Source organism: Poseidonibacter parvus (genome assembly GCF_001956695.1).
GTDB classification, from domain to species: Bacteria; Campylobacterota; Campylobacteria; order Campylobacterales; family Arcobacteraceae; genus Poseidonibacter; species Poseidonibacter parvus.
Genome location: NZ_CP019070.1, coordinates 1,020,506 through 1,045,498 on the forward strand (window position 1 = coordinate 1,020,506; position 24,993 = coordinate 1,045,498).

Consider the following 24,993-nt stretch of genomic DNA (forward strand, 5'->3'; position numbering starts at 1 on the left):
TTTTATAAGTTTTTAATATAATTTACTAAAATAGATATTTTATCATCAGGTATATTTTTCATTTGTTGTTTCATTATTGGACCATAACCATAAATATCAATAGTTCCTTTTTTATACTCTTTTAATTTAATGTTTAAAGTATTAATATCCATATCTTTTATTGCAGGTACAAGGTCAACATATGTTTTTTCTGCATTGATTCCATGACAAAACTTACATGAGTTATATAATACAGGCCCTTCTTCCATAGAAAAAAGAGATGAAACAAAAAATAAAGAAAATATATAAAACTTCATAAGCTACCTTATATTTTAAATTGATGAATTATGACATTTATGTGTGGAAGGAATATGGAAAACTATTTACTAATAATTACTTTTTATTTTTTAAGAATAAAAAATTGATACAAAGATGAGTTTTAAAATTAGTTCAACAACCTGTACTTTTTGAACAAGTTCCAAATTTCAACTCTTTTTGGAACATTCTATTTTTTAGTAAAAACTGCTCCAAATGTAAGAGGTTGTAGAACAGTAATTTAAATCAAATAATAGCTGTAACTTGGAAAATAAACATACGAATTTATATTTAAAATTCTTATATTAAATATATATATAAAGAAAAACCAACTAATGACCTTAATCTAAAAATGATGACAATTTTTTGATATATTGTGAAGAAATATAATAATTAATCATAAGTCCTTCTCTCTTAGAAAAAAGTATCCCTGCATCTTTTAACTTTCTTAAATGTTGAGATACAGGAGATTGTTTCATACATAATATATCACTAATATCACAAACACATAATCTTTCATATTTTAAGAGAAGATAGACAATTTTTAATCTAACTTCACTTCCTAACAATGAAAAGAGTTTCTCTTTTTCTGAAAACATATCCTGTTTTAAAATTAATTGTTGTTTTTCATAATCAATTTTATCTTTATCAACTGTTATTCTTAGACAAGTAGTATCATTTTTCAATCTTATTCCTTCTCTCTAAACATATTCTTTTGTGGTATATGATTACTAAACTTAGGCTTTGATGTCAAATCAATATTTTTATTTAAATTAGTAGTAAATTTCTTCTCTTCTATGTTATCAGGTTTCTTGAATGTAGTATTAATATTATTACTTAATTTATTTGGAGAAAGACTATTGTTTACTGAGAATGTATTATTCTTAGGAGCAATAGAACTATCACTGCTATTAGTATAACTATTTACTTTTTTATTGAACCTATCTTTTAGTAAGTGATAGAATATTAATAACATCATTGCAACAGAAGATAAAATATTAAAAATACTTACATCATCATTATCCATAGTAATTGTTAATAGACTAAGCTCTTTAAAAAATGTATCATATAGATATCCAAAGAAGAAAGCCAATATAGCTATTACCACTAAGTATATAATTAAAGATGTTCTTCCCAACATTTTATAAACAACACTCATTGTAACTGCACTTGTAGCAGGTCCAGCAGTTAAGAATATAAATACAGCACCTGGTGACATACCTTGTAACATAAATGCAGCAGCAATAGGAAGTGAAGCAGTTGCACAAGTATATAAAGGCATAGCAAATAACATAACTACTATATAAGTTAAGAATTGATTTTCAAATAGGATTTCTGTATATTCTTTTGGTGTAAATGTAACAAATACTGAACCTAAAATTAAACCAATTAGAAGTGCTTTCGCCATATCATTAAATAATGTACCATAACCATATTTAAAAACATTTTTAAATAAAAACTTCTTTTTTACACTTGGAGTATCACAATTTGAAGAACAACCACAAGAAGATTCAGAAGCTTCTACTTTTATATTGTCATCTTTTTGAACAAAGTTTTGAACAAGTCCTACTGTAATTGCAATTATAATTGAAGATATAATTCTAAATGTTGTAAATACAAAACCAAATAATGAGTATGTAGCTAATATTGAATCAACACCAGTAATTGGAGTTGATATTAAAAAACTTTGAACAGCACCCTTACTTGCTCCTTCTTTCCTTAATCCTTGTGCTAATGGGATAACAGAACAAGAACAAACAGGTAAAGGTATCCCAAACAATGTTGCTTTTACAACGGCACTTGTAGAATCTTTTCCTAAATGTGATGAAACAAAATTGTCTGGTATTAATTGTTTTAAAATACCTGCAAAAAATAAACCTAAAATTATATAAATTGACATTGCATTTAATAAAATTATAAAATTGTCTAAAAAACTTGATAATAGTTCCATAATAATTCCTTTTAGAATATGTGATAGTATATTAGCATATTCTAATATAGATATTAATTATACACACTAAAAGTGCTCTTGTTTTTTATAATATGCACTAACCCAGAAATATGAGTTATAAAAATAAGTTCAACAACCTGTAGAGACTGTGAACTATTATATAATTTAAATGTCGGCTACTGACGAAAACTCTAAACAGTCTATATTAGAACGAATATCTAATTTTGTTAGAGGTAACTAAATTTCTAGTTGTGAAGTCATATCAATACTTCCACCTTTGATAATTTGAGCTCTTAATCCTGCTTTATGAATCATTTTAGTTAATACTTGTTTATTGTCTAGTTTTTCTGAAAGATATTTACAAGGTTCACATAGTCTTATCCCTTTTAAAACTACATTTCCTATTTGAAACTCTTTATCTACTAAAGAATTTAAATCACAATTTGATACAACAATATTTCTTCTAAGATCTTCATCTGTTATATTTTCATTAAACTTATCATTAAATTCATTTATCTTTTCTATCTCAATTAAAGTTACATCTCTGTCAGGCTCAATTTTACCTTTGTTTGAAAATGTTCCTTCTTGATTATAATATCTATCTCCATAAATACCTTTTCCTTCTTCTAGAATTATTTGATTTACTTTTTGCATAGAACTTTTAGTATCTTGGGATATAAGAAGATTTACTATTTTACCTGACATGGTTATCCTTTTTATAATTTTTTATTTGTATATAATTTATTTATTACTTTATCAAAGTATTTCAAAAAGAAGAGTTATTTGAGGATATATTTATTATCTTTTTGCAAGACTAAGTTTTAGAAATAGTATAAATAGCCATATTAAATATGTTTAAAAATATTTAATGAAACTGATCTATCAATAGAAAATAGAACAAAAAATAATGAGTTATAAATACAAGCTCAACAACCTGTAGATTTTGGAGTTATCTTAAAAGTCATTTTGATACAACTATTGAAGTATTGTAATATTTTATGCAATTGGATAGTAGAAATTAATTCTAAAGAATTTCTCTATTTTGGCATGTTTTTTAATAATGTCATCCTCATCCAGGCAGAAGTAGTAATATTAACACCTACTTCTGTTGACATTTTAGAAGCTTGCTCTTCAATCCATTCTTTTTCTTTTTTGTTTAATGCTACTGGAATAGCTGTATTTCTAACTTCATTCACAGCCTTTTTAGGTCTTCCCATTGATTTCTTTTTTACTATCTTTTTTTCATCTAAAACTTTTTCACCAGTTTGAATTTTAGAAGTATTTTGTTTTAATTTATCTGCATATCCCATATTAATCCTTCAAAGCTTTTTCAAGTTGATTCATATCTTCAATAGCATTTCTATAGATATGTCTTTTAAATCTATTTGTACCTGCTTTTGTTTCAATATACTCACAGTCAAATAAACTATCTTCTAAAACAGAAGATTCTCTTACAAATAAAATTGTTGCTTTTATGTCTTTATATGATTTATTTATCTCTTCAAGTAGATACTCTTTTAATTCTATTGCTTTATTATTGTTCTTTGTTCTATTAATTACAATAACAACATTTTTATTTATTTCATATACATCTTTTAATGTAGCAATTGTTGCTTGCACATCTACAATAGATGTCAAAGTAGGAATTATAACTTTATCAGACTGCTTAATAATATTGTTAATTCTAGGATCTTTAAATCCACCAAAATCATAAACAATATTATCATCAAATGGTATTTCTTCATATTCTTCACTAGAAACTAAAAAGCCTTTTTCTTCAGGCATTAAATTGTGTGCAGAGGAGTGAGAATCGTTAGTTACATATGTGTAATCTAGCATTTGTGAAATTTGAACTGATAGTGTTGTTTTTCCAACACCACCTTTTATACTATAAACTACGATTGACAAAATTGGATCCTTTAATTGTATATACTTTTATATAAAAGTATTATAACTAATATAATATTAATATAACTTATATAGAACTATATAATAGTTTTATATATTTCTATATATAAATATAACAATTATAAAGTAGATCACAATAGATTGTGTTGTTAAGAAACTTGATAATTAATATTAAGCTCACTCCCATACCTAATAATATCTACACCATATTTATCTCTGATTTTAAGTAATTTTTCATTTAAAGCTTTAAATTTTTTGTCTTTTTCATAATCTATTAAAGAAAAAGTCTTTTGATTATGTGCATTAGAAAAGTTTGAAGCTGAAATTGCTATATAGTGTATTTTATGAGTAAGATGATTATCTAACTTTTTAATCATATCTTTTGAAAGATCTATTAAAAACTTTTCATTAAAAAGTCTATTATGACTAATGGATTGAGAGTTTTTTGTTCCATATTCATATCTTATTTTAAAGTAATAACTAGTAGGATTTAATGCTAGTTTAGCAATAGTAAAACTTAAATATCTAGCAAGTATTAAAACTCTTCTATATAATTCATCTCTATTTATTATTGCTTTAAAGTTTCTACTTATTCCAATACCTCTTCTATCACTATAAGCAATTACTCTTTCATTATCAGTACCACAGATTCTTTTATATAATTGAACTCCTGTTTTACCATATGAATATAATAAACTAGGTTTTACTCTTAACTCTCCTAATGTTTTAATTCTATGTATTTCAAGTTTTTTTGATATTGCACGTCCAACACCTGGAAAGTCATTTACATCAATATTATTTGTATATTCATATACTCGGTCTTGTCTTAATGCTAAAGCACCATAAGGTTTTGCTTCATCTGTTAATAGTTTGGCTATCCATTTACTTTTGCTTGCACCAATTGTAATAGGTAAATCAAACTTAGCCATAATATCATCTCTTAACTCTTCAATAAACCCTTGTGTATCTTCATCTTTAATCCAACCATTTAAATCTCCAAAGAATTCATCTATTGAATATTGTTCTAATACTGGTATTTTAAACTCTAAGTATTTTTTTAATTTTTGAGATAACTCTTGATAAAATAGATGATCACTTTTTATAATTAATAAATTAGGACACATATATAAAGCCTCTTTTAAAGGTGTTCCTGTTTTTATTCCATATTTCTTAGCTTCATAAGATTTTGCAATAACAATACCATGTATATTTCCTTCTTCGTCAATATATTCATCCTTCCAAGCTCCAAGAACATTATCATGCTGCTTATTCTTAAACTCTAAGACACTATTAAAAGCTCCCGTATCTCCAAGCATAACACCATCTTTTTTTATATTGGAAAAAATTCTATTGTCACTTCCTTTTACTACTACAACATTTTTACCTTTTAAAAAAGGATATCTTGTTCTTTCAGCACTCACAAAATAACAATCTAAATCTAAATGTATGTTCATTTATATTACACCTTGTAATCTTTTTACATAATGTATTACATATGTGATATTATTCAAAATAAATTAACATATAGGTCAATAAATGATAAGTAGCGATTTTAATGCTGTAATGAATAAAATTAGAATACATATAGAACAAACGCAAGATAATAAAGATAAAAAAGTTTATGATGCAGATATAGCAAAAGCTTTAGATATCTCAAAAGAACACTATTGTAGATCTAAGAAAGAAAGTAAAATACCTTTACAAGCTATTATAAATTTTTGTGCAAAAGAGAATATTGTAATTAACTATATATTATTTGATCAAATGCCTGATTCTCTAAATCAAATTACAGATAAGATTATTAATATTAAATATTTTAAAAATATAAATACTAGTGCAGGTGGGGGCGCTATTAATGAGAAAGAAAACTTTGAGTACTTAGGCTTAGATAAAGATGTTGTAGAGCAACTAGGTGGTAAAGAAGCTATTAAAAACATTGAAGCTTTAAATGTAACAGGTGAATCAATGGAACCTTTAATAAAAGATGGTTCAATTATATTTATAGATAAATCTAAAACAATTCCTTCATTTCGAAATAACGATATCTATGTAGTTAATACACAAAATGGAGTAGTAGTTAAAAAAGTAATTTTTTTGCCAAAATATAATAAGCTTCAATTGCTATCGTGTAATCCCTTATTCTTACCAGAACTTCATGATTGTGATGATGTTGAAGTACTTGGAAAAGTTGTAGGAACAAGTGAGTGAATTAATTCATTAATATTTTTAAAATTTTAAGTTATAATTGTTGATAATAAACTTAATGATATAGCTTATAAAGGAAATAATATGCAAGACATTTTTCATGTTTTAATTCTTGGAACATTGTCTTTTGGGTCATTATCTTTAGCTTATAAATTACCTAAAAAAAATTAAACATATTTTTATTCTATTTAACCCTTCTATTTACTATTTTCTTTGGGGTTTGTAATTCATATTATTAATTTTGTTACATATCTAGAACTAGTAAAAAATCATTTCATAAAAATAATATTTTTATATTACTTTTAATATCTTAGAAGTCTAAATCAAGTATAATAAAAATCAAATCAAAAAATTATTTACAAAATCCAAGGAACAAATAAATATGGGTGAAGAACAAAAAAAAGCGTTAGAACAACAACTATGGAATATAGCAAATGAACTTAGAGGTAAGATGGATGCTGATGAGTTTAGAGATTATATTTTAGGATTCATATTTTATAAATACCTATCTGAAAAAATTGAAGATTTTGCAAATGAATTATTAGAAGAAGATAAAATTGAATATACAACAATTGATGAATCAACAGAAGATGGAAAAGAACTTCTTGAAGGAATCAAAGAAGATTGTATAGAACAACTTGGATATTTTTTAAAACCGAATGACTTATTTAAAGCAATGGCTAAAAAAGGTAATTTAGATAAAGACAATTTCATATTAGAAGAATTAACACAAGTTCTTAGACATATAGAACAATCTACTATGGGTCATGAAAGTGAAGATGACTTTGAACACTTATTTGAAGACTTAGATTTAACTTCTACAAAACTTGGAAAAACAGAAGAACAAAAAAATACACTTATCTCAAAAGTATTAGCACACTTAAATAAAATTGATTTCCAATTAAAAAACCATGATAGAGATGTATTAGGTGATGCTTATGAGTATTTAATCGCTCAATTTGCTAGTGGAGCAGGAAAGAAAGCAGGAGAGTTCTATACACCTCAAGAAGTTTCTAAAATCCTTGCTAAAATTGTAACAAATAAAAAAAGTAGACTAAAATCTGTATATGACCCAACATGTGGTTCTGGATCACTACTTCTAAGAGTTGCAAAAGAAGTTGAAGATGTATCAAACTTCTATGGACAAGAATTAAATAGAACTACTTATAACTTAGCAAGAATGAATATGATTATGCATGATGTGCATTATAGAAAGTTTGATATTAAACAAGAAGATACTCTTGAAAATCCTCAACATACAGAAAATAGATTTGAAGCAATAGTAGCTAATCCTCCTTTTTCAGCTCAATGGTCAGCAAATCCATTACACATGACTGATGATAGATTTTCTCAATATGGAAAACTTGCACCTAAATCAAAAGCAGACTTTGCATTTGTTCAACATATGATTTATCATCTTGATGATAATGGAACAATGGCTATTGTATTACCTCATGGTGTATTATTTAGAGGAGCAGCAGAAGGACATATTAGAAAATATTTAATAGAAGATAGAAACTATTTAGATGCAGTTATTGGACTTCCTTCAAATATATTTTATGGTACTTCTATTCCTACTTGTATTTTAGTATTTAAAAAGTGTAGAGAAGATAGTGAAAATGTATTATTTATAGATGCCTCAAACCATTTTGAAAAAGCTAAGAATCAAAACTATCTAAGAGCACAAGATATTGAAAAAATTGTATCTACTTATAGAAATAGAATCGTTGAAGATAAGTATTCTTATTTAGCTTCGATAAATGAAGTGAAAGAAAATGACTATAACTTAAACATTCCAAGATATGTAGATACCTTTGAAGAGGAAGAAGTAATTGATTTAGACAAAGTTTCAAGTGAATTAAAAGCTCTTGAAATTGATATGAAATCAACAGATGAAACTATTGCATCATTTTGTAGAGAACTTAATATCTCTACACCATTTTAGGGTTTGTTGTGAGTAATATACCTAAGTTGAGATTTAGTGAATTTAATGGGGAATGGGAATCTAAATATTTAAATGAAGTTTCTAAGATTAATCCAAAAACAAAAGAACTGCCATATGAATTTGTTTATATTGATTTGGAAAGTGTTAAAAAAGGATTATTGGTTAAATCTAATAGAATATTAAAAATTGAAGCACCAAGTAGAGCACAAAGGTTATTGTCAATAGATGATATTTTATTTCAAACTGTTAGACCTTATCAAAAAAACAATTATTTTTTTAATATTACGGGTGATTACGTTGCTTCAACTGGATATGCTCAAATTAGAGCTAATGAATCAGCATCTTTTTTATATCAAAAGTTTCATACTCAAAAGTTTGTAAATAAAGTTTTATTAAGATGTACGGGTACAAGTTACCCTGCTATTAATTCTACAGATTTATCAAAAGTGAAGATTTCAATACCTGAAAAACAAGAGCAGGAAAAAATAGCTTCTTTTCTAACATCAGTTGATACAAAAATAGAACAACTAACAAAAAAAGAATCATTGCTTCAAGAATATAAAAAAGGTGTGATGCAAAAGATATTTAATCAAGAGATTAGATTTAAAGATAATGAGGGGAGTGAGTTTTGTGATTGGGAAGAGAAAAGTTTTGGAGAAGTATTTAAGAGAATTACAACAAAAAATAAAGAAGACAATCAAAATATCTTAACTATTTCTGCACAACAAGGGTTAATTAATCAAGAGAAATATTTTAATAAATCAGTTTCTGCAAAAGATGTGACAGGATATTATATACTTAAAAATGGGGACTTTGCTTATAATAAAAGTTATTCAAAGGGTTACCCTATGGGTGCAATAAAAAAATTAAATAATTATGATAAAGGTGTTGTTTCAACATTGTATATTTGTTTTAGAACAAATATTGAAAATGATTCAAATTTTTATGAAAAGTATTTTGATAGTGGCTTTTTAAATAGGGAACTACATAAAATTGCACAAGAGGGAGCAAGAAACCATGGACTACTCAATATGAGTGTAGTTGAATTCTTTAGTGATATAAAAATTCCTGTCCCATCTATTGAAGAACAAATAAAAATTGCAAACTTTTTATCATCAATAGATAAAAAAATTGAAAATGCAAAAGATGAAGTAGAAAAAACAAAACAATTTAATAAAGCATTACTTCAACAAATGTTTGTGTAAAAGGATTTATAAAATGGCAAATTACATTAATGTTAAGCCAGTTAAAAATGGTTTTTCTAATACAAATATTATTACCCTAAAAAAAACAAGTCAAACTGAAATAAAGATTCAGGCATTCCATATCCCAAATCCAAAAGATGATGGAAAGATACACCATTATGCAATTGAATTATCTATTTGGAAAAAAAATAAGCAAACAAAAGAGTATGAACCTTATTTAAATGAAGATATTGAACATATGTATTCAACAACTAAAAGTATTAAAATACAAGAGAAGGATGTATTAGATAAATTATTGAAATTTTTGATTTCTCAGGATGCATTAATAGGTAAAAGAATTGAGAAAGAAATAATCTTAGCTGATAAAGAAGAGTTTATTGAAATAAATAAAATTAAAGATCAATTATCTAAAAATGAATTAACCATTAGTGACTTAAATAGTCTAGATACTATTATAAATATAAAAAAATTTACAGCTTCTAGAAATTCATTAATAAAATTAATAGAGTATCTAAATGATAAAAATACAAACTTTTTAAATAATGCTAAGAATGACCCTTTGACTAATATTTATACTGCTAATCAAAAAGAAAAGTTCTTTCAAAATTGGATTGAATCTAACTTATGGGTATTTGGAACATCTTATATTAGAAAGCTTGATAAAACTAAATTATCTTTTAATAGTGACAGTGATATTGTTATGGAAACTTTAGATGGGTTTTATGAATTAATAGAAATTAAATTACCATCTGTTGTTTTATTTAAGTTTGATGATAGTCATAATAGCTATTACCCATCACCTGCTTTATCTTCAGCAATAGGTCAGGTTTTAAAGTATTTACAGGATGTAGCTGAATATAAACATCAAATAGAGAAGGTTAATAAAACAACAATTTTGTTTCCAAAGGCAAAATTGATTATTGGAATAGAACCAACAGAAGATGGAGAAAAAGAAGCATTAAGACGATTTAATTCATCATTGAATAATATAGAAATATTAACTTATGATAACTTGATTAAAAATGCAGGAACATTAATTGAGATTTATAAAAGTAAAGTGATTTAAAATGAGCAAACAAAGTGAAGCAATCCTAGAAGAAAATCTAATAAAACAACTCGTAGCAAACCAATACGAAAGAGTTGCAATCAAAGATGATAAAGCATTAGAATCAAACCTAAAATCACAACTTGAAAAACATAATAAAACTACTATTACAGAAACAGAATTTAAAAGAATCCTAAATCATTTAAATAAAGGAAATATTTTTGAAAAAGCAAAGATTCTAAGAGATAAGTTTGTTCTTCCTTGTGATGATGGCACTACAAAATATATTGAGTTTTTAGATTCTGAGCATTGGTGCCAAAATCTTTTTCAAGTAACTTCACAAGTAACAGTAGATGGAAAATATAAGAATAGATATGATGTAACTATACTTATAAATGGTTTGCCACTTTGTCAAATTGAATTAAAAAGAAGAGGATTAGAGTTAAAAGAAGCTTTCAACCAAACTCTTAGATATAAAAGACATTCTCATAGTGCCAATAATGCTTTATTTAATTATATTCAACTGTTTGTTATTTCAAATGGTGTTAATTCAAAATATTATGCAAATAGTAAATTAGAATCAATGAATTTTAAACAAACATTCTTTTGGGCTGATAAAGACAATAAGAATATAACAAACCTTGATGAATTTACAGATAGTTTTTTAGAGCGATGTCATTTATCAAAAATGATATGTAAATATATTGTTCTTGCTGAAGTTCCAAAGATACTTATGGTGCTTAGACCTTACCAGTTTTGGGCAGTTGAAGCTATTATTGAAAGAGTTAGAGATACAAATAAAAATGGATATATTTGGCATACAACAGGAAGTGGAAAAACTTTAACATCTTTTAAAACAGCTCAAATATTGATGAAACTGCCAAATGTTTATAAAGTAGTGTTTGTTGTAGATAGAAAAGACTTAGATTATCAAACAACAAAAGAGTTTAATAGTTTTTCTGATGGTTCAGTTGATGGAACAGATAATACAAAAGCATTAGTAAAACAATTTTCTGATGAAACTAGATTAATAGTAACTACTATTCAAAAACTTAATACTGCAATTTCGAAAAAACAATATCTAGCACAAATGGAAAAAATAAAAGATAAGAATATTGTATTTATCTTTGATGAGTGCCATAGAAGTCAATTTGGAGAAACACATTTAAATATAACAAAGTTCTTTCCTAAAAATCAAATGATAGGTTTTACAGGTACTCCAATATTTGTAGATAATGCAACTGGAAATAAACTTGGAAAACGAACTACAAAAGAGTTATTTGATGATTGTTTACATAAGTATGTAATTACAGATGCAATTAATGATGATAATGTTCTTAAGTTTTCAGTTGAGTATATTGGAAAATATAAAGAAAAAGAAGGAAGTGCAACAAATATTGATATAGAAGTTGAATCTATTGATACAAAAGAGCTACTAGAAAGCCAAGAAAGACTTGAGAAGATAGTTGATTACATTTTAGCTAATCATGGTCGCAAAACTCATTCTAAAGAGTTTACAGCAATGATGACGGTTAGTTCAGTTGATATGTTAATTAAATATTATGAAGCATTTAAAGCAAAAGAACATAATCTAAAAATCGCAACAATATTTTCATATAGTGCAAATGAAGATGATAAAGATGCAAATGGAGTAATAACTCTAGATGATGCAGATGGTTCCTTTGTTGATGAAGAACATATTAATGTTCATTCAAGAGAAAAACTAGATGAGTTTATAAGTGATTACAATAAAATGTTTGGGAGTAAATTCTCAACAAAAGACTCTCAAAGCTTCTATAATTATTACAATGATATTTCAAAGAAAGTTAAAAATAAAGAAATAGATATTTTACTTGTAGTAAATATGTTCTTAACAGGATTTGATAGTAAAACTTTAAATACTTTGTATGTAGATAAGAATTTAAAATATCATGGTTTAATTCAAGCATTTAGTAGAACGAATAGAATTTTAAATGAACAAAAATCTCAAGGTAATATAGTTTGTTTCAGAAATCTAAAAAAGAATACTGATGATGCAATTGCCCTTTTTTCAAACAAAGATGCAAAAGAGATAATTCTAATGGAACCTTATGAGGATTATGTAAGTAGTTTTAATGAAAAGTATGATGTCTTAAAAACTATTGTTCCAACTGTTGATAGTGTTAATGATTTAGCAAATGAAGAAGAAAAACTAGAGTTTGTAAAAGCATTTAGAGAATTACTGAGAATTAAAAATATACTTGGTGGATTTAGTGATTTTAAATGGTCTGATTTAAAAATGAGTGAACAAGAGTTTGAAGACTATATGTCTAAATATCTTGATATGAAACCAACTGTAACTCCAAATGATGAAAAGGTTTCTATTTTAAATGATGTTGACTTTGAACTGGAATTAATACATAAAGATGAAATTAATGTAACTTATATTTTAAAACTTCTTGCACAATATAAAGATTCAGATGATGAAGAGAAAAAAGCAGAACAAAGAACAAATATTACTAATATGTTAAATAACAACCCACAACTTAGAAGTAAAAGAGAATTAATTGAAAAGTTTATAAATGAAAATCTTCTAAAAATAGATGATAGTGATGATATTGAAGAAGAGTTTGAAAAGTTCTGGGATGTTGAAAAAGAAAAAGCTTTTGAAGAACTTTGTGTAGTTGAAAATATTAATAATGATGAAATGAAAAAAGTAATTGATACATACGTTTATGATGGAAGAAAACCTTTGGCAAATGATGTTGCACATACTTTAAAAATAAAACCTAAATTTTTAGAAAGAAAAAAAATAGTACCAAGAATACTTGATAAGATTATTGGATTTGTTGATAAGTTTTACGAGAGGTAATAAAAATAGTTACAATGAATAAAAAGAAAGATTTTAACAGTATATTCTGGAAAATATGGGGTGTAAATAATAGAGTTTATGAACCTTTAGATGTTTTTAAAATAAAAAGAGATAAACAAAGAGAATCGAAAAAGCATGATAACTTTTTAAATGATGATAAAAAGCTTAGTAATGATGAATTTCAACATCATTTAAATCGAGAAGCATATAATTTTTATGATTTATTTACTATTCATTTATTAAATAATACAAAACAAGTAAATTTTTATGTTCATCAATTGAATAACATAAATAATAATTACAGATTATTTGAGAAAGTACATTTCGAGAAAGAAAAATTTATAAATTTATTCTCTTTTCAAATTGCATTTATAATTGAAAACATGAATTATAATGATATTGACATATCAATGTTTGATAATGCATTAAAAGATAATTCTTTAATGCCTTTTTTTGATAAATTTAGAGAACTTAGAGATCAGAATAATAAAATAAAGAAAATGAGTCAAAAAGACTTGGCAACTCAATTATCACATGTAAATTATAATTTAAAAGAAAGATTTGAAAAGAGTGAAATATTCATAGAAGATGTTACTGCTGAGAAATTTGAATCAGATTTATCAAAATGGAAAAAGAATAAAGAACTACCAACTTTTACTAAAATGCTTGTAATTATAAATACTATTCATAAAGTGTCTAATGAAGAAAAGATAGGTAAACTTTTTCAACTATTAATTATTAGAGCATTGCTACATATTCAAAAAGAATTCGATATCTCTGAAAGTATAAAATTAGAATTAATAGGAAGAATCAATAAATTTAGAGAAGTTATAAAAAAATATTATTCTACTAATGAAGAATCTAAAATTTATGAAGAACAATTGAAATATCTCATTGATATGCCCGATGAATCAAAAGAACTAACCCTTAAAGAATCTTTACTTCATCTCGGATCTAAATTACCAGAATTTTTAAAACATAATGACAGCGATAAACTAATTAATATAAAGATAATGGATAGAGAGCTTATTATCAATAAGTTTAATAAGTGTAAAACAAAAAAAGATTATAGAGTTCTATTATCTGAAATTATTGATATCCCAGAGAATTATGCATTTAGCTTGCTTATTAATAATAGTTATGCTTTTATGAGATTTATTGTTTCAGTAAAGATTGAAGAAACAAGACTATTTACTAAGCAATTTAAATATCTTGATAGAGTATTTGGAACATTACTTTCTAAGGGAACAAGTGACAATACTTTAACTGAGTTTATTAATCTTCTAAAAGGCAAAAATGATTTTCTTGAGTGCATGGATATTGTAAGAGATTATTTTAAAAAATGTCAGGTTTAGGGTAATTTTCTAATAAAAAAAACTTGTATACTTTCCTTATCTTAATAAATAAAGGAAAGAAAATGGCAAACAATAACCATAAAAACAATCAAAAGAATGACAATAGAGGAACATCTGGAACAAACAATGAATATCAAAAAATGCTTGATAATAGAAGTAATCAGATGAACATAAATCATCCAGAATATAAAGGAGCAAAAAATGGGAAGTAGACCAGTTAATGCACCATCAACAACAGCTAATCCATCTGGTGGTAGAAGAGGTAATAACCCTCCCTCAAAATAGAAGCTATTATGCTTCTATTTTATAACTGTATTTTCGTGATTAGTATTAAATATACTGACTAATTAATGCAAAATAAGAATCAAAAATACAAAAAATCTAATTTTATTAATGACTACTTATATTGAAAAATGAAAAAAAATATTTAAAAGAAATCAAAAAAACTGTTTACTCAACTGTTTATTTTTTGTTTATTTTAATGTTTTTTGCTAAATCTTAATTTTTATTATAACCTTTTATATTAGAGCTTTTATCAGTTTATTTAGTAAAAATGGAAACCGTAAAAAACAATTACCTCTCTTGATTTTTATCCTTGCACTTCAATAAACAAAACTTCATGTTATAATTTTTCATAACTTTATTTTAATACAAAACTAAATTTATAGTTGGAGCTCAGTCTCACTTACGAGTGTTACCACCCATCTTAATCAAAAGAGCATGAAATATTTTTTATTACTTTGATTAAAGAAATATTTTGATTAGTAAAAATCAAAGAAGTTTGGCAAGCTTTGATATGCAAGTACAACGAAATAAATATAATAAACTTTTACTCTTAACAAGTACGTACGAAATGTTAAAAGATTCAAATGCAAGAATTTAAATAAATGCAGATTGACTTAACTTTAAACTGCCTAGGTTAGAGGCTAAAACTATCCAAATTAAAATACAATATTGACATAATTATAAAAGCTAAAGAGGAAAATTTTGAGAGGAAGTGTATATTATCAAAGTTCACAACTTGTTAAACAAATATTTCAAGCTGGTCTAAAAAAAGAAGATAAAGTTGACCCTAATCATCCACACTTTCAATTTGTATCATCGTATAAAACTATGGAAAGCTATAGAGCTGTTTGGAATAACTTTTTTAACTATCTATTAGAACAATGGAGATTAAGAAATTTTGAAAATATAGAAGATTATCATGTAGCTGCATATATGGATTATAAAATAGAATACTATCCTTCTAAACAATACTTAGAAAAAATAAGTGCAGCAATTGGAAAGTTAGAAATTGCACTGAAGAACTTTGCAAAGAATATACATAATGAAGATCGAGAATATGATTTTTCAATTAGACAAACTATATTAGATGAAGCTAGAGATTTAAAATATGTTAGCAATAACTATCATAATCGTGCATATAAAAATCCATTGAAAGTAATTGAAAATTTAAAAAATCCACAACATAAACTTGCTGCTTCTATTCAGTTTGAAGGTGGTGCAAGAATTGAAGGTATAGCATTAATAAAAAAAGAACAATTGCATGATATTAAATATGATCCAATTACTAATGAAAAAAAAGGATCCTTATTCACAAAAGAAAAAGGCGGTAAAGAAGGCGAAGTTTTAATATCAATTGATACATACTTAAAGCTAGAAATATGTTTGCAGTTTGATAGTACATTTAAAATAAATCGACAGAAATATTACAACGATATAAAACAATCGTGTTTACTCAATGGTGAAATTGCTGAAGGAAGTCATGGTTTGCGTTGGAACTTTGCTAAATCTAGAATGTTTGAATATGCTCAAGCAGGATATTCATACCAAGATTCACTTCAAGAAGTATCTTATGAAATGAAACACAATCGAGCCTCGATAACAGAACATTATTTATCTTAGTACAGTTTTATTACCTTTTCTTAGTATAATTTATTCATTTTGCTAATCGTTTTTCTTTTAATTCTAAATATCTTTCATATCTTTCAAACCCATTTTTAAAATCATTGCTTATAAAGAAATACTCTGTTAATAAAAGCCCTAAACTAAGTATAAATATCATAATTGTAGATGAATCATATGAACTTGTGATAACGATAGTTATTGTATCAATAATTAGAATATACATAAGAAACTTCTCAAAGAATTTTTCTTTAATTTTGTATAAAAGTATAAAAATTAATCTGTCTAATAATCCTAAAGGTTTCATTTTATCTTTCCTTAGATAATTCAGTTTTTGTTTCTGTATCATTACTAATCCAAAATGATGCAAATATTGGAAGAAAGATTAAAAGTAATAATTTCAATACTTTTAATCTTAATTTAAAAGATAGATATGAATAGTGTTCTTCTTTTACTTTATTCATAACTCACTCCTTATTTATTGATTACATATACAGGTTTTGTTTGTGAAAAGAAAGCTAGGGCAATTAACAATAGAAAAAATGATATTACTGCTAATGGTACAAATATAATTGTTTGTAGTAATGTAATTCCTACACCAACAAAGAAAGTTGTACGTTTTATATTTAATACTAAAATAAATATAAATAAAGCTGCTGCAATTGACATAAGTAATATTCCATTTAAAATATCACCATCAACTGCTAATGCTTTTAAATACCAACTATTTCCATAATATGCAATACCTGTAATTACTGCATAAATAAAAAAGAAATCCATTTCTATACATTTAAATTTGTATTTTTTATAAGTCTTGTCATTTATGTAATTTATAAACATCAATAATAAGTAAGATAAAAGTAGAACTCCGATTACTGTTAAAACTTTCATTATAGCTCCTAGTGTATCCATATTGGATAAATTTAATAAAAGTATAACCTAATATAGTACAATTTGTCAAGTACTAATTATCTGTAACAGTTAATTTTATGATATAATACTGCTAATATAGATAAATAAGGATGTTTATGACAAAAGGTCAATTTAACTTAAAACTAAAAGATTTAGAACTTTCATTAAATGATTTCTCAAAAATTTCTAATATATCTTATTCAACAATCAATAATTGGGGTTTTGTTAAAGATAATGGTAAAGCTATAGCAGTTCCAGATTGGGTTGAGTCTTTTTTAGATTATTATGAAAAAGCAAAAAAATATGATTATTTGAAAAATGAGATATGTGATGTAATGAATGAATTGGAAAATAAATAATAGATTTTAAAAAAGTTTTTTGATATAATATCTTAGCAAATCATAAAGGAACAATGAAAACTGAGTTTTTACTCTAACATTGCTGTTTTATGATTATCTATCTTGTATTAAAGACATAAGTATATGTGCTATTTACAATTATATCTTTAAAACTGCAATACTTTTATGTATAATTATCCTTTTAATATCATTTAATCTATTTAAAACCAATAACTATTACTTCATGAAATAAAACAAAATCCTATTTAATTTCAAATTGAAATATTTTTATGCTACTAAATTTAAAAATGATAGTATTATAAAAATTAAATTGAAAGAGAATATATAATGTTTAATAATCAAACAGAACTTCAAGTAGCTTGTCCTAGATGTAAAAGTGAAAATATATTTATAGGTAGAAGCTTAGATATCAAAGCAACTGATACTGTTAAGTGTAATGATTGCAGTTACTCTCAATTAGCTCAAAGATTTAAAGATCAATGGAAGATATTGAATACTAAAAGAACTAAGGAAAAAATATTAAATTAATAATAGCAATTATACTACTTGCATTATGTATTAATGCAAGTAGTCTTTCAAAATCAAAAAAAATACTTTTAAAGAAAATTTATTTCGATAATCAAATTACTTTCTATTGCTCAAACCCTTATGAAATGAAAAGAGTTAAAAATAAAGAAAAAGCTTTAATAGTTCAAGATAGTAAATATTACACTCCAAGAAACCCTTATTTCAAATCTGGAAAAGAAAATGATAGAGCAAAAAGAGTAGAGTGTACATGTTAATTTAATCAAAATGTACAATATCCAATATTTATTTTAATGGACATTTTGATACAATACAATAAGATTTTAAAAGGATATAGCAATGTTAAAATCAATATTACTTTTCTTTCTACTTTTTTCATTTGCTTTTAGTCTTGGCAATGAAAATATATCTAGCTTTTCTAAGTCCAAAAAAATACTTAATAAAAAGATTTATAATACAGAAAAACTACGTTATGCATTTTATTCAAGTTGTAAATATAATTATGAAAAATACAAATACGATAGTGGAAAAGAAAGATGGAAACTCATAGTAAATAAAGAGAGTTGTGGATACATACCGAGAACAAAATCAAATAGAGCTAATTCTATTGAATTTGAACATATAGTTCCTGCTCATGCCTTTGTACAATATTTGCCATGTTGGAAAAATGGTGGTAGAAAAAACTGTAGAAAAGTATCTGAACAATTTAGACTAATGGAAGCTGATTTATACAATCTTGTTCCAGCAATCGGAGAATTAAATGCAGACAGAAGTAATTTTACTTTTTCAGAACTAGAAGGGGAACCTAGAAAATATGGAAAAGTTGATTTTGAAGTTGATTTTAAAATAAGAAAAGTAGAACCTAGAAATGAGATTAAAGGACAAATTGCAAGGACATATTTTTATTTTCATAAAACATATAATTTGCCAATTAGTAAAAAGCAACTACAGCTTTTTAATGCTTGGAACAAACAATATCCAGAGTCAGTCCAAGAGTTGAAGGTTAATAAAATAAAAGAAAAAATTCAGGGGAATAAGTTTACATATTAAAATGAAAAAAGCCACACTGCCTAAACTAGATATTTATACTCCATTAAAGAACAATAATCAAATTCTTAATGAAGACTACGATATCGATAACTATTTACATTATCCAATTTTAATAGATGAAGATGGTATTCCGTGGAAGTATGGAAATTTATATCTACTATCAAAGTTAAAGAATTACAAAAAACCATCTAGTAAAACATTAGACTCTATTGCTAATGATCTTAAAGATTTTATGTTATGGTGTAAAGAATCTGATATAGATTATTTAAAAGCAAAAAGAAAAATTCTAACACCTACTTATAAATATAGAGGCTATTTGCAATCATTGTATGAAAATGAAAAAATATCTTCGTCAACAATTAAAAGAAAAATTGGATCAGTAATAGGGTTTTATAGATACTTAATCAACGAGCAAAATATAGAATTTAAATTTCCTTTGTGGGAAGAAGGTTTTACTTCAATAACTTATCTTGACAATAAGGGATTTAGCCAATCTAAGAAAATCACAACTACAGATATTGCAAAGGTACCACTAGTTCAAAATCAAGAAATTACGAACGAAGAATTTATAAAAGATGGTGGAAACCTAAAACCTCTAACAGAAGAGGAGCAAATAACAATTGTAAAAGCTTTATTGCAAATTGATAATAAAGAGATGACTTTAGGCTTTTTAATATCTATGTTTACAGGAGCAAGAATAAGTTCAGTATATACATTGAGACTTAAACATTTTAATAAAAATATTGATTCTGAAAGTAAAGATGATATTCCAGTGAAAATTGGTTTGGTTACAGATTGTGATACAAAAGCTGATAAACAATATTTGCTTTATTTTCCAACATGGTTGTACCAAATGATAAAAATATATATACAATCTCCTAGAAGTCTTCTTAAAAGAGAGAAAGCAAAACATATATTTGAAGATTATGATAAACAGTATATTTTTTTAAATAATAGGGGAAGACCATATTATGTATCGAAATATGATCCATATAAACAAGATTATAGAGATGTCCCAAACGGTAATACGGTAAGGTTATTTATACTAAATACATTACAAAAAGTGTTAAAAAAGGATAATCAAAATATCAATTTTTCTTTTCATGATTTAAGAGCTACTTTTGGGATGAATACATTAAATAGATTATTGCCATTAGTTAAAGATGGAGAAATCGATATAAGTTTTGCACTTCATTATGTTAAAGAACGAATGGGTCATAATAGTCTTATAACAACAGAGAGATATTTGAATTTTCAGAAATTAAATCAAGTAAAACTAAAAATCCAAAGTGGATTCGAAGAGCAACTAGCAAAGTTAATACTCAATGAATTATAAAAAAATAGAAATAAATTATATTAGTATTGATGAAGTAGAAAAACAATATATTGATAAAAGTCTATTATATGATAGTTTAGGTATAAAACTTAATCGCAATTTTGCAATATGTCAAATTCTTTATCCTCGCTCGATTAAAAAATCAAACTCAAAATTTGTATTAGTTGAATCTGAAAATTATGATCAAAGAAGATGCAATATATTGAATTATTTAATTGAAAATATTGTAATTAAGAATAGACAACTTGGTTTAAAACCTGCAACTACAATGAGAAGAATAAAAGAAGTTAAGTACTTTATAGAATATGCTGATAATGCTAATTTAAATTTTATTAATGATATCAATCAAGCTATAAAAGCTTTTTTAAGATATACTAAATATCTTCAATCATCTATCCAACAAAGTAAATATGCTCAAAGAACAGCAAGTAGATTGCAAAAAGAAGCCATAAAGTTACTATCACATTTATTTTGTGTCGAGCCTATAGAAATAAAACAATCAACTACATTGATTCATTCAGGTAATGAAACTAGAACAACAGTGGCAATGAATGAATCTGATATTCAATTTTGTTTTAATTTTTATCATGATTTATTTGAAAGTATTTATGGTTTTATCATTAATAATGCTAACTATCCATATAAAGTAAAAATTGCAAATACTAATTATTGGTTTCTCCCTTATACAAAAGGATTAATTGCAAATGAATCAAAAGCAATGAAGAATAGTGCTTTTAATTGTCAGACAGGTAAAGTTTTGGCATATGAAGACTTATATCATGAACCATATTTAAATATTGATAAACAAAAAAGAGATGGATATAAAAGAGCAATAAGACTATTCAATCAATATTTAAAAAATGCAAATAGCAATAGTTTTACTGATGAGCGTTTAGCTATAGCACAAATAGGAGTTCAAGCCTACTATATTTTGTTTTTGTTTACAACAGGAATGAATGATTCAACTGCATCTACATTAAAATGGAATGAAGACTATACTGTTCAGAAAGAAATGCAGGATTTTAAAAATATAAAATATCGTGCAGGAAATAAAATTGTTGAATTTCAAATTGCTTCAAAATTTTTAAAGCTTTTTAAAAATTTCCTAGATTTAAGAAAATATTTACTTCTAAACAATTTTAAGAGTGACTATTTGTTTTTTCAAGGCTATGGTGAAAATTCTTACATTTCTACTACAGCAAAAAGTGGTAACTTGTCATCTTCAATAAATAATCGAATAAGTAAAATATTCAATACGGAAAAGTTGAAATTTTTAACATCAAGAACAATAAGATTATATAAAACAAAATATTTAATAAAGCATCATGGAGTAATTCAAGCAGCAAATACAGCTCAAGTAAGTGTAGTGACATTACTAAAGCATTATACGGGGGAAAATGAGGAAACTAGTGCAGAGCAAATGACAAAATATTATGATGATTTAAATAAATCTGTATTAATGCATTCGCCAAATGATAAAGCAATTACTGCTGGACATTGTTCGTCTTTTACTAATCCTGATAGTGATATGAAATTAAAATCTATAAATATTGATTGTGAAAAAAGTGAAGGTTGTTTATTTTGTAAACATTTTCGATGTCATGCTGATAGTGATGATGTAAGAAAATTATTGAGTCTTCTATATATTATTGAAGAAACAAAGAATAAAGCTGATTCAATTGAACATTTCAATTCAATTTACTTAGTTGTTATTGACAGAATTAATTATCTCTTGGAAGAAATCTCTAAACACCAAAAGGATTTAGTTGAGAAAATTAGAGAAGAGGTTTTTGAACATGAAATATTATCCTATTATTGGGAAAAAAGATTAGAAATGCTTATAGAAATTGGAGTGTTATAAATCATGGTTGAACAGAAAATAATATCTAACTCTACTTATTGGTATGATAAGGTAGGTAAAACACAGGAATTTTCAAAAGTAAATGATTTAACAATTATTTCAGCAGATAACACTGGAAATACTATTTCCTATTTTTATGATGACATATGGGACTTAAGCTCATATTCCATCAAGTCAACTAGAACAGATAGTAAATTAGATTTTAGCCAAATTGAAAAAGCCCTTAGAAAACAAGCAAAAACTATTGCTTATATGATTTTAATGTATGGTAAAAGTCGCTTTGGAAGACAACTTGAAGCTAAGACAATTAAAGGACAATATTTTAGAGGGTGTATTGTTCCTATATCAAAATGGCTTACAGAAAAGAATTTAAATTTTACTGACTTTTTTTCAGATGAGAGTATATTGTTTCAATATGTTAAATATCAAATTTCAATGAAAAAAGATTTTATACACTTGCCAGCTTTTTTTAAATTTTTGTCAAATACTTACCATGAAAGTTTCCATTATAAAATAGTAATCAACAAAAAAACAAAAACTTATTTAGATGAAGCAAGAAAAATTAGAGAAAAAAGTAAAAAACAAACTCCTATTATTCCATCAAGAATATTATCTTATGCAATAGAAGTAAGGTGGAAGCATATTGAATATATTTTTAATCATATTGAGGAAATATCAAATTTTATTGAGAATTATATGAATCAAAAAGCAGATCATGAAAAACCTCAAAAAAAATTCCTTAATGCTATAAATCTTTATAAACTAGAAAATTTATTCAAAAAATATAATATTAATAATCGTGCAGAATTTATCACATTTATAAAGCAAATACAAGCAACTTCTAAAAATTTAATTCATACTTATAGTGGAATGAGAAGTGAAGAGGCTTATAGTTTAAATATAAATTCTTTTAAGCAAGACGGTTCCACAAGTTTTATAATTGGATTCACAACAAAATTAGATGGAAGACAAAAAGAAACTAGATGGGTAACTTCAAACAAAATCAAAATGATATTTGAAATTTTTCAGAAAATAAACATTTCAATGCTCAAAAAACATAAAAATTATATAAATTTGAATAATTCTCCTTTATTTCTTTCTGTTAATTTTTTAAGATTAAATAATATGGAATCATTATCATTAAGTAGTTTAGATGCTAATAATGAGCTATATTTAGATGAAAGTAAAGTTCTACTAACACCAAAAGATTTGGAAGAATTAGAATCAATTGACCCTTTTAGGAATTGGACAGAAGAAGACAAGTTTCAACTTAATTCTAGATGGCACTTTGCAACTCATCAGTATAGAAGATCTTTAGCAGTCTATTCAATAAAAAGTGGTCTTGTTAGTATTGGAGCATTGCAAATTCAATTAAAACACTTATTTAGAGATATGACATTGTATTACTCAAATGGAGCTACGAATAATGTTAGTATTAATAAATTGTATAGTGAAGATTTAATTAAAACACTTAAAGATACTAAACCAGAAATTAAAATATTAGAATTTATAAAAAACGTAATTTTTAGTGATGAAAAATTATTTGGAAGTTATGGTAAAAAAATAGAGTTAAAAAAATCTTCAATAACAAGTAATTATACATCATATATATTAGAAGATAAGCAGAAAACTCTAAAATTATTCCGAAAAGGCGATTTGTATTACAAAGAAACTGCATTAGGTGGATGTATCTCAGTAGATCCTTGTGATTCTTTTTTAACAAATTCATTTACAGAGTGTTTTTCTTGCGATTGTGGTATTTTAAAAAAGAGTAAAATTGAAAAAGTGATTACCAAGGAAAAAAATCTTTTGGCACAATTCAAACATGAATCTATTGAATATAAAACAATTAATATGGAATTAAATCAGTTGAAATCTTTATATCAAAAAACTAATGGAGAAAATAATGAGTAGTGAAACAATAGATGATTACTTTGAAGCATTAGAAAGACTTAAGAATAATGTACCTATACGAATACCAAAAGGTAGTAAAATTAACAATGATAATGTATCTCTTGAAGCGGGTAGGAAAAAAGGTACAATTAAAAAATCACGACCTGTCTTTGATGAGCTTATTGAGGAAATCAAAAAAGCCAATGAAAAAGATATCAAGCCTATCCTAGAAGCACAAGACAAGGCAGACAAGTACAAAGAAAAGTTTATTCATTATAAAAAATTACATGAAGAATGTTTGAATAGAGAGCTAATGTATTTAGAAAGAATTGATAAATTAGAGCAATTACTCAAAACAAATAGACCTATAAATAGTGAACATTTTAATTAACT

At 25.5% G+C, this 24,993-nt stretch carries 27 protein-coding genes; 17 read left to right on the forward strand and 10 right to left on the reverse strand.

Annotated features, from left to right (window positions below; all coding sequences use genetic code 11):
- Nucleotides 1-2: 2 nt before the first annotated feature.
- From LPB137_RS05045 to LPB137_RS05075, 7 genes are all read right to left on the reverse strand, one after another.
- Nucleotides 3-296, reverse strand: coding sequence for a c-type cytochrome (locus tag LPB137_RS05045; protein ID WP_076085243.1), 294 nt, complete (start codon nt 294-296; stop codon nt 3-5).
- A gap of 339 nt (nt 297-635) precedes the next feature.
- On the reverse strand, nt 636-980 hold the full coding sequence (locus tag LPB137_RS05050; protein ID WP_076085246.1) for an ArsR/SmtB family transcription factor: 345 nt from the start codon (nt 978-980) through the stop codon (nt 636-638).
- Nucleotides 981-982: 2 nt separating this feature from the next.
- Nucleotides 983-2,245: an SO_0444 family Cu/Zn efflux transporter gene (locus LPB137_RS05055; RefSeq protein WP_076085249.1), complete on the reverse strand. Its 1,263-nt coding sequence runs from the start codon at nt 2,243-2,245 to the stop codon at nt 983-985.
- 237 nt (nt 2,246-2,482) lie between these two features.
- Nucleotides 2,483-2,950: an MOSC domain-containing protein gene (locus LPB137_RS05060; protein ID WP_076085252.1), complete on the reverse strand. Its 468-nt coding sequence runs from the start codon at nt 2,948-2,950 to the stop codon at nt 2,483-2,485.
- A gap of 332 nt (nt 2,951-3,282) precedes the next feature.
- Nucleotides 3,283-3,555 (reverse strand): hypothetical protein, encoded by a 273-nt coding sequence (locus tag LPB137_RS05065; RefSeq protein ID WP_076085255.1) that lies wholly within the window; start codon nt 3,553-3,555, stop codon nt 3,283-3,285.
- Between the two features lies 1 nt (nt 3,556).
- Entirely contained in the window at nt 3,557-4,153 is a 597-nt protein-coding gene (locus tag LPB137_RS05070) for a ParA family protein (protein ID WP_076085258.1), read from the reverse strand.
- Between the two features lie 149 nt (nt 4,154-4,302).
- Complete coding sequence (locus LPB137_RS05075; RefSeq protein ID WP_076085261.1) at nt 4,303-5,607, reverse strand: DNA polymerase Y family protein; 1,305 nt, start codon at nt 5,605-5,607, stop codon at nt 4,303-4,305.
- 82 nt (nt 5,608-5,689) lie between these two features.
- On the opposite strand from LPB137_RS05075, the gene LPB137_RS05080 reads away from it, so the two are divergent.
- The 9 genes from LPB137_RS05080 (at nt 5,690) to LPB137_RS05115 (ending at nt 16,664) form a co-directional block, all read left to right on the forward strand.
- Nucleotides 5,690-6,361 carry a S24 family peptidase gene (locus LPB137_RS05080; protein ID WP_076085264.1) on the forward strand — a complete coding sequence of 224 codons (672 nt, stop codon included), beginning with the start codon at nt 5,690-5,692 and terminating at the stop codon, nt 6,359-6,361.
- A gap of 379 nt (nt 6,362-6,740) precedes the next feature.
- On the forward strand, nt 6,741-8,303 hold the full coding sequence (locus tag LPB137_RS05085) for a type I restriction-modification system subunit M (protein ID WP_076085267.1): 1,563 nt from the start codon (nt 6,741-6,743) through the stop codon (nt 8,301-8,303).
- 8 nt (nt 8,304-8,311) lie between these two features.
- Nucleotides 8,312-9,508 (forward strand): restriction endonuclease subunit S, encoded by a 1,197-nt coding sequence (locus LPB137_RS05090; protein ID WP_197682253.1) that lies wholly within the window; start codon nt 8,312-8,314, stop codon nt 9,506-9,508.
- Nucleotides 9,509-9,521: 13 nt separating this feature from the next.
- Nucleotides 9,522-10,574 carry a Shedu anti-phage system protein SduA domain-containing protein gene (locus tag LPB137_RS05095; RefSeq protein ID WP_076085273.1) on the forward strand — a complete coding sequence of 351 codons (1,053 nt, stop codon included), beginning with the start codon at nt 9,522-9,524 and terminating at the stop codon, nt 10,572-10,574.
- Between the two features lies 1 nt (nt 10,575).
- Complete coding sequence (locus tag LPB137_RS05100; RefSeq protein ID WP_076085276.1) at nt 10,576-13,404, forward strand: type I restriction endonuclease subunit R; 2,829 nt, start codon at nt 10,576-10,578, stop codon at nt 13,402-13,404.
- Between the two features lie 14 nt (nt 13,405-13,418).
- The gene (locus LPB137_RS05105) at nt 13,419-14,759 is read left to right on the forward strand and encodes a hypothetical protein (RefSeq protein WP_076085279.1); all 1,341 of its coding nucleotides are present in this window, start codon (nt 13,419-13,421) and stop codon (nt 14,757-14,759) included.
- A 62-nt stretch (nt 14,760-14,821) separates the two neighbouring features.
- A complete protein-coding gene (locus tag LPB137_RS05110) occupies nt 14,822-14,971 on the forward strand; it encodes an alpha-amylase (protein WP_076085282.1) in 150 nt (49 codons plus the stop codon).
- Between the two features lie 545 nt (nt 14,972-15,516).
- On the forward strand, nt 15,517-15,642 hold the full coding sequence (locus LPB137_RS14730; protein ID WP_272936868.1) for a hypothetical protein: 126 nt from the start codon (nt 15,517-15,519) through the stop codon (nt 15,640-15,642).
- A gap of 104 nt (nt 15,643-15,746) precedes the next feature.
- A complete protein-coding gene (locus tag LPB137_RS05115) occupies nt 15,747-16,664 on the forward strand; it encodes a hypothetical protein (RefSeq protein WP_076085285.1) in 918 nt (305 codons plus the stop codon).
- A gap of 34 nt (nt 16,665-16,698) precedes the next feature.
- Here LPB137_RS05115 and LPB137_RS05120 read toward each other — a convergent pair whose 3' ends face one another.
- The 3 genes from LPB137_RS05120 to LPB137_RS05125 are packed head-to-tail and all read right to left on the reverse strand — an operon-like array spanning nt 16,699 to nt 17,555.
- Nucleotides 16,699-16,971, reverse strand: a complete 273-nt coding sequence (locus tag LPB137_RS05120) for a hypothetical protein (protein ID WP_076085288.1) — start codon at nt 16,969-16,971, stop codon at nt 16,699-16,701.
- A 1-nt stretch (nt 16,972) separates the two neighbouring features.
- Nucleotides 16,973-17,128: a hypothetical protein gene (locus tag LPB137_RS14190; RefSeq protein WP_156981723.1), complete on the reverse strand. Its 156-nt coding sequence runs from the start codon at nt 17,126-17,128 to the stop codon at nt 16,973-16,975.
- A gap of 10 nt (nt 17,129-17,138) precedes the next feature.
- Nucleotides 17,139-17,555, reverse strand: a complete 417-nt coding sequence (locus tag LPB137_RS05125; RefSeq protein ID WP_076085291.1) for a hypothetical protein — start codon at nt 17,553-17,555, stop codon at nt 17,139-17,141.
- A 137-nt stretch (nt 17,556-17,692) separates the two neighbouring features.
- On the opposite strand from LPB137_RS05125, the gene LPB137_RS05130 reads away from it, so the two are divergent.
- The 8 genes from LPB137_RS05130 to LPB137_RS05160 all read left to right on the forward strand — a co-directional run bounded on the left by LPB137_RS05130 (nt 17,693) and on the right by LPB137_RS05160 (nt 24,991).
- Complete coding sequence (locus tag LPB137_RS05130; RefSeq protein WP_076085294.1) at nt 17,693-17,935, forward strand: hypothetical protein; 243 nt, start codon at nt 17,693-17,695, stop codon at nt 17,933-17,935.
- A gap of 327 nt (nt 17,936-18,262) precedes the next feature.
- Nucleotides 18,263-18,463 (forward strand): hypothetical protein, encoded by a 201-nt coding sequence (locus tag LPB137_RS05135; RefSeq protein ID WP_076085297.1) that lies wholly within the window; start codon nt 18,263-18,265, stop codon nt 18,461-18,463.
- 125 nt (nt 18,464-18,588) lie between these two features.
- Nucleotides 18,589-18,717 carry a hypothetical protein gene (locus LPB137_RS14735; protein ID WP_255469320.1) on the forward strand — a complete coding sequence of 43 codons (129 nt, stop codon included), beginning with the start codon at nt 18,589-18,591 and terminating at the stop codon, nt 18,715-18,717.
- A gap of 82 nt (nt 18,718-18,799) precedes the next feature.
- Nucleotides 18,800-19,510 carry an endonuclease gene (locus tag LPB137_RS05140; RefSeq protein WP_076085300.1) on the forward strand — a complete coding sequence of 237 codons (711 nt, stop codon included), beginning with the start codon at nt 18,800-18,802 and terminating at the stop codon, nt 19,508-19,510.
- Between the two features lies 1 nt (nt 19,511).
- On the forward strand, nt 19,512-20,846 hold the full coding sequence (locus tag LPB137_RS05145) for a tyrosine-type recombinase/integrase (protein ID WP_076085303.1): 1,335 nt from the start codon (nt 19,512-19,514) through the stop codon (nt 20,844-20,846).
- Nucleotides 20,836-22,707, forward strand: a complete 1,872-nt coding sequence (locus tag LPB137_RS05150) for a hypothetical protein (protein WP_076085306.1) — start codon at nt 20,836-20,838, stop codon at nt 22,705-22,707. Before LPB137_RS05145 ends, LPB137_RS05150 begins: the two co-directional genes overlap by 11 nt.
- Before the next feature lie 3 nt (nt 22,708-22,710).
- Nucleotides 22,711-24,621, forward strand: a complete 1,911-nt coding sequence (locus LPB137_RS05155; RefSeq protein WP_076085309.1) for a hypothetical protein — start codon at nt 22,711-22,713, stop codon at nt 24,619-24,621.
- Nucleotides 24,614-24,991 (forward strand): hypothetical protein, encoded by a 378-nt coding sequence (locus tag LPB137_RS05160; RefSeq protein ID WP_076085311.1) that lies wholly within the window; start codon nt 24,614-24,616, stop codon nt 24,989-24,991. Before LPB137_RS05155 ends, LPB137_RS05160 begins: the two co-directional genes overlap by 8 nt.
- Nucleotides 24,992-24,993: the final 2 nt, after the last annotated feature.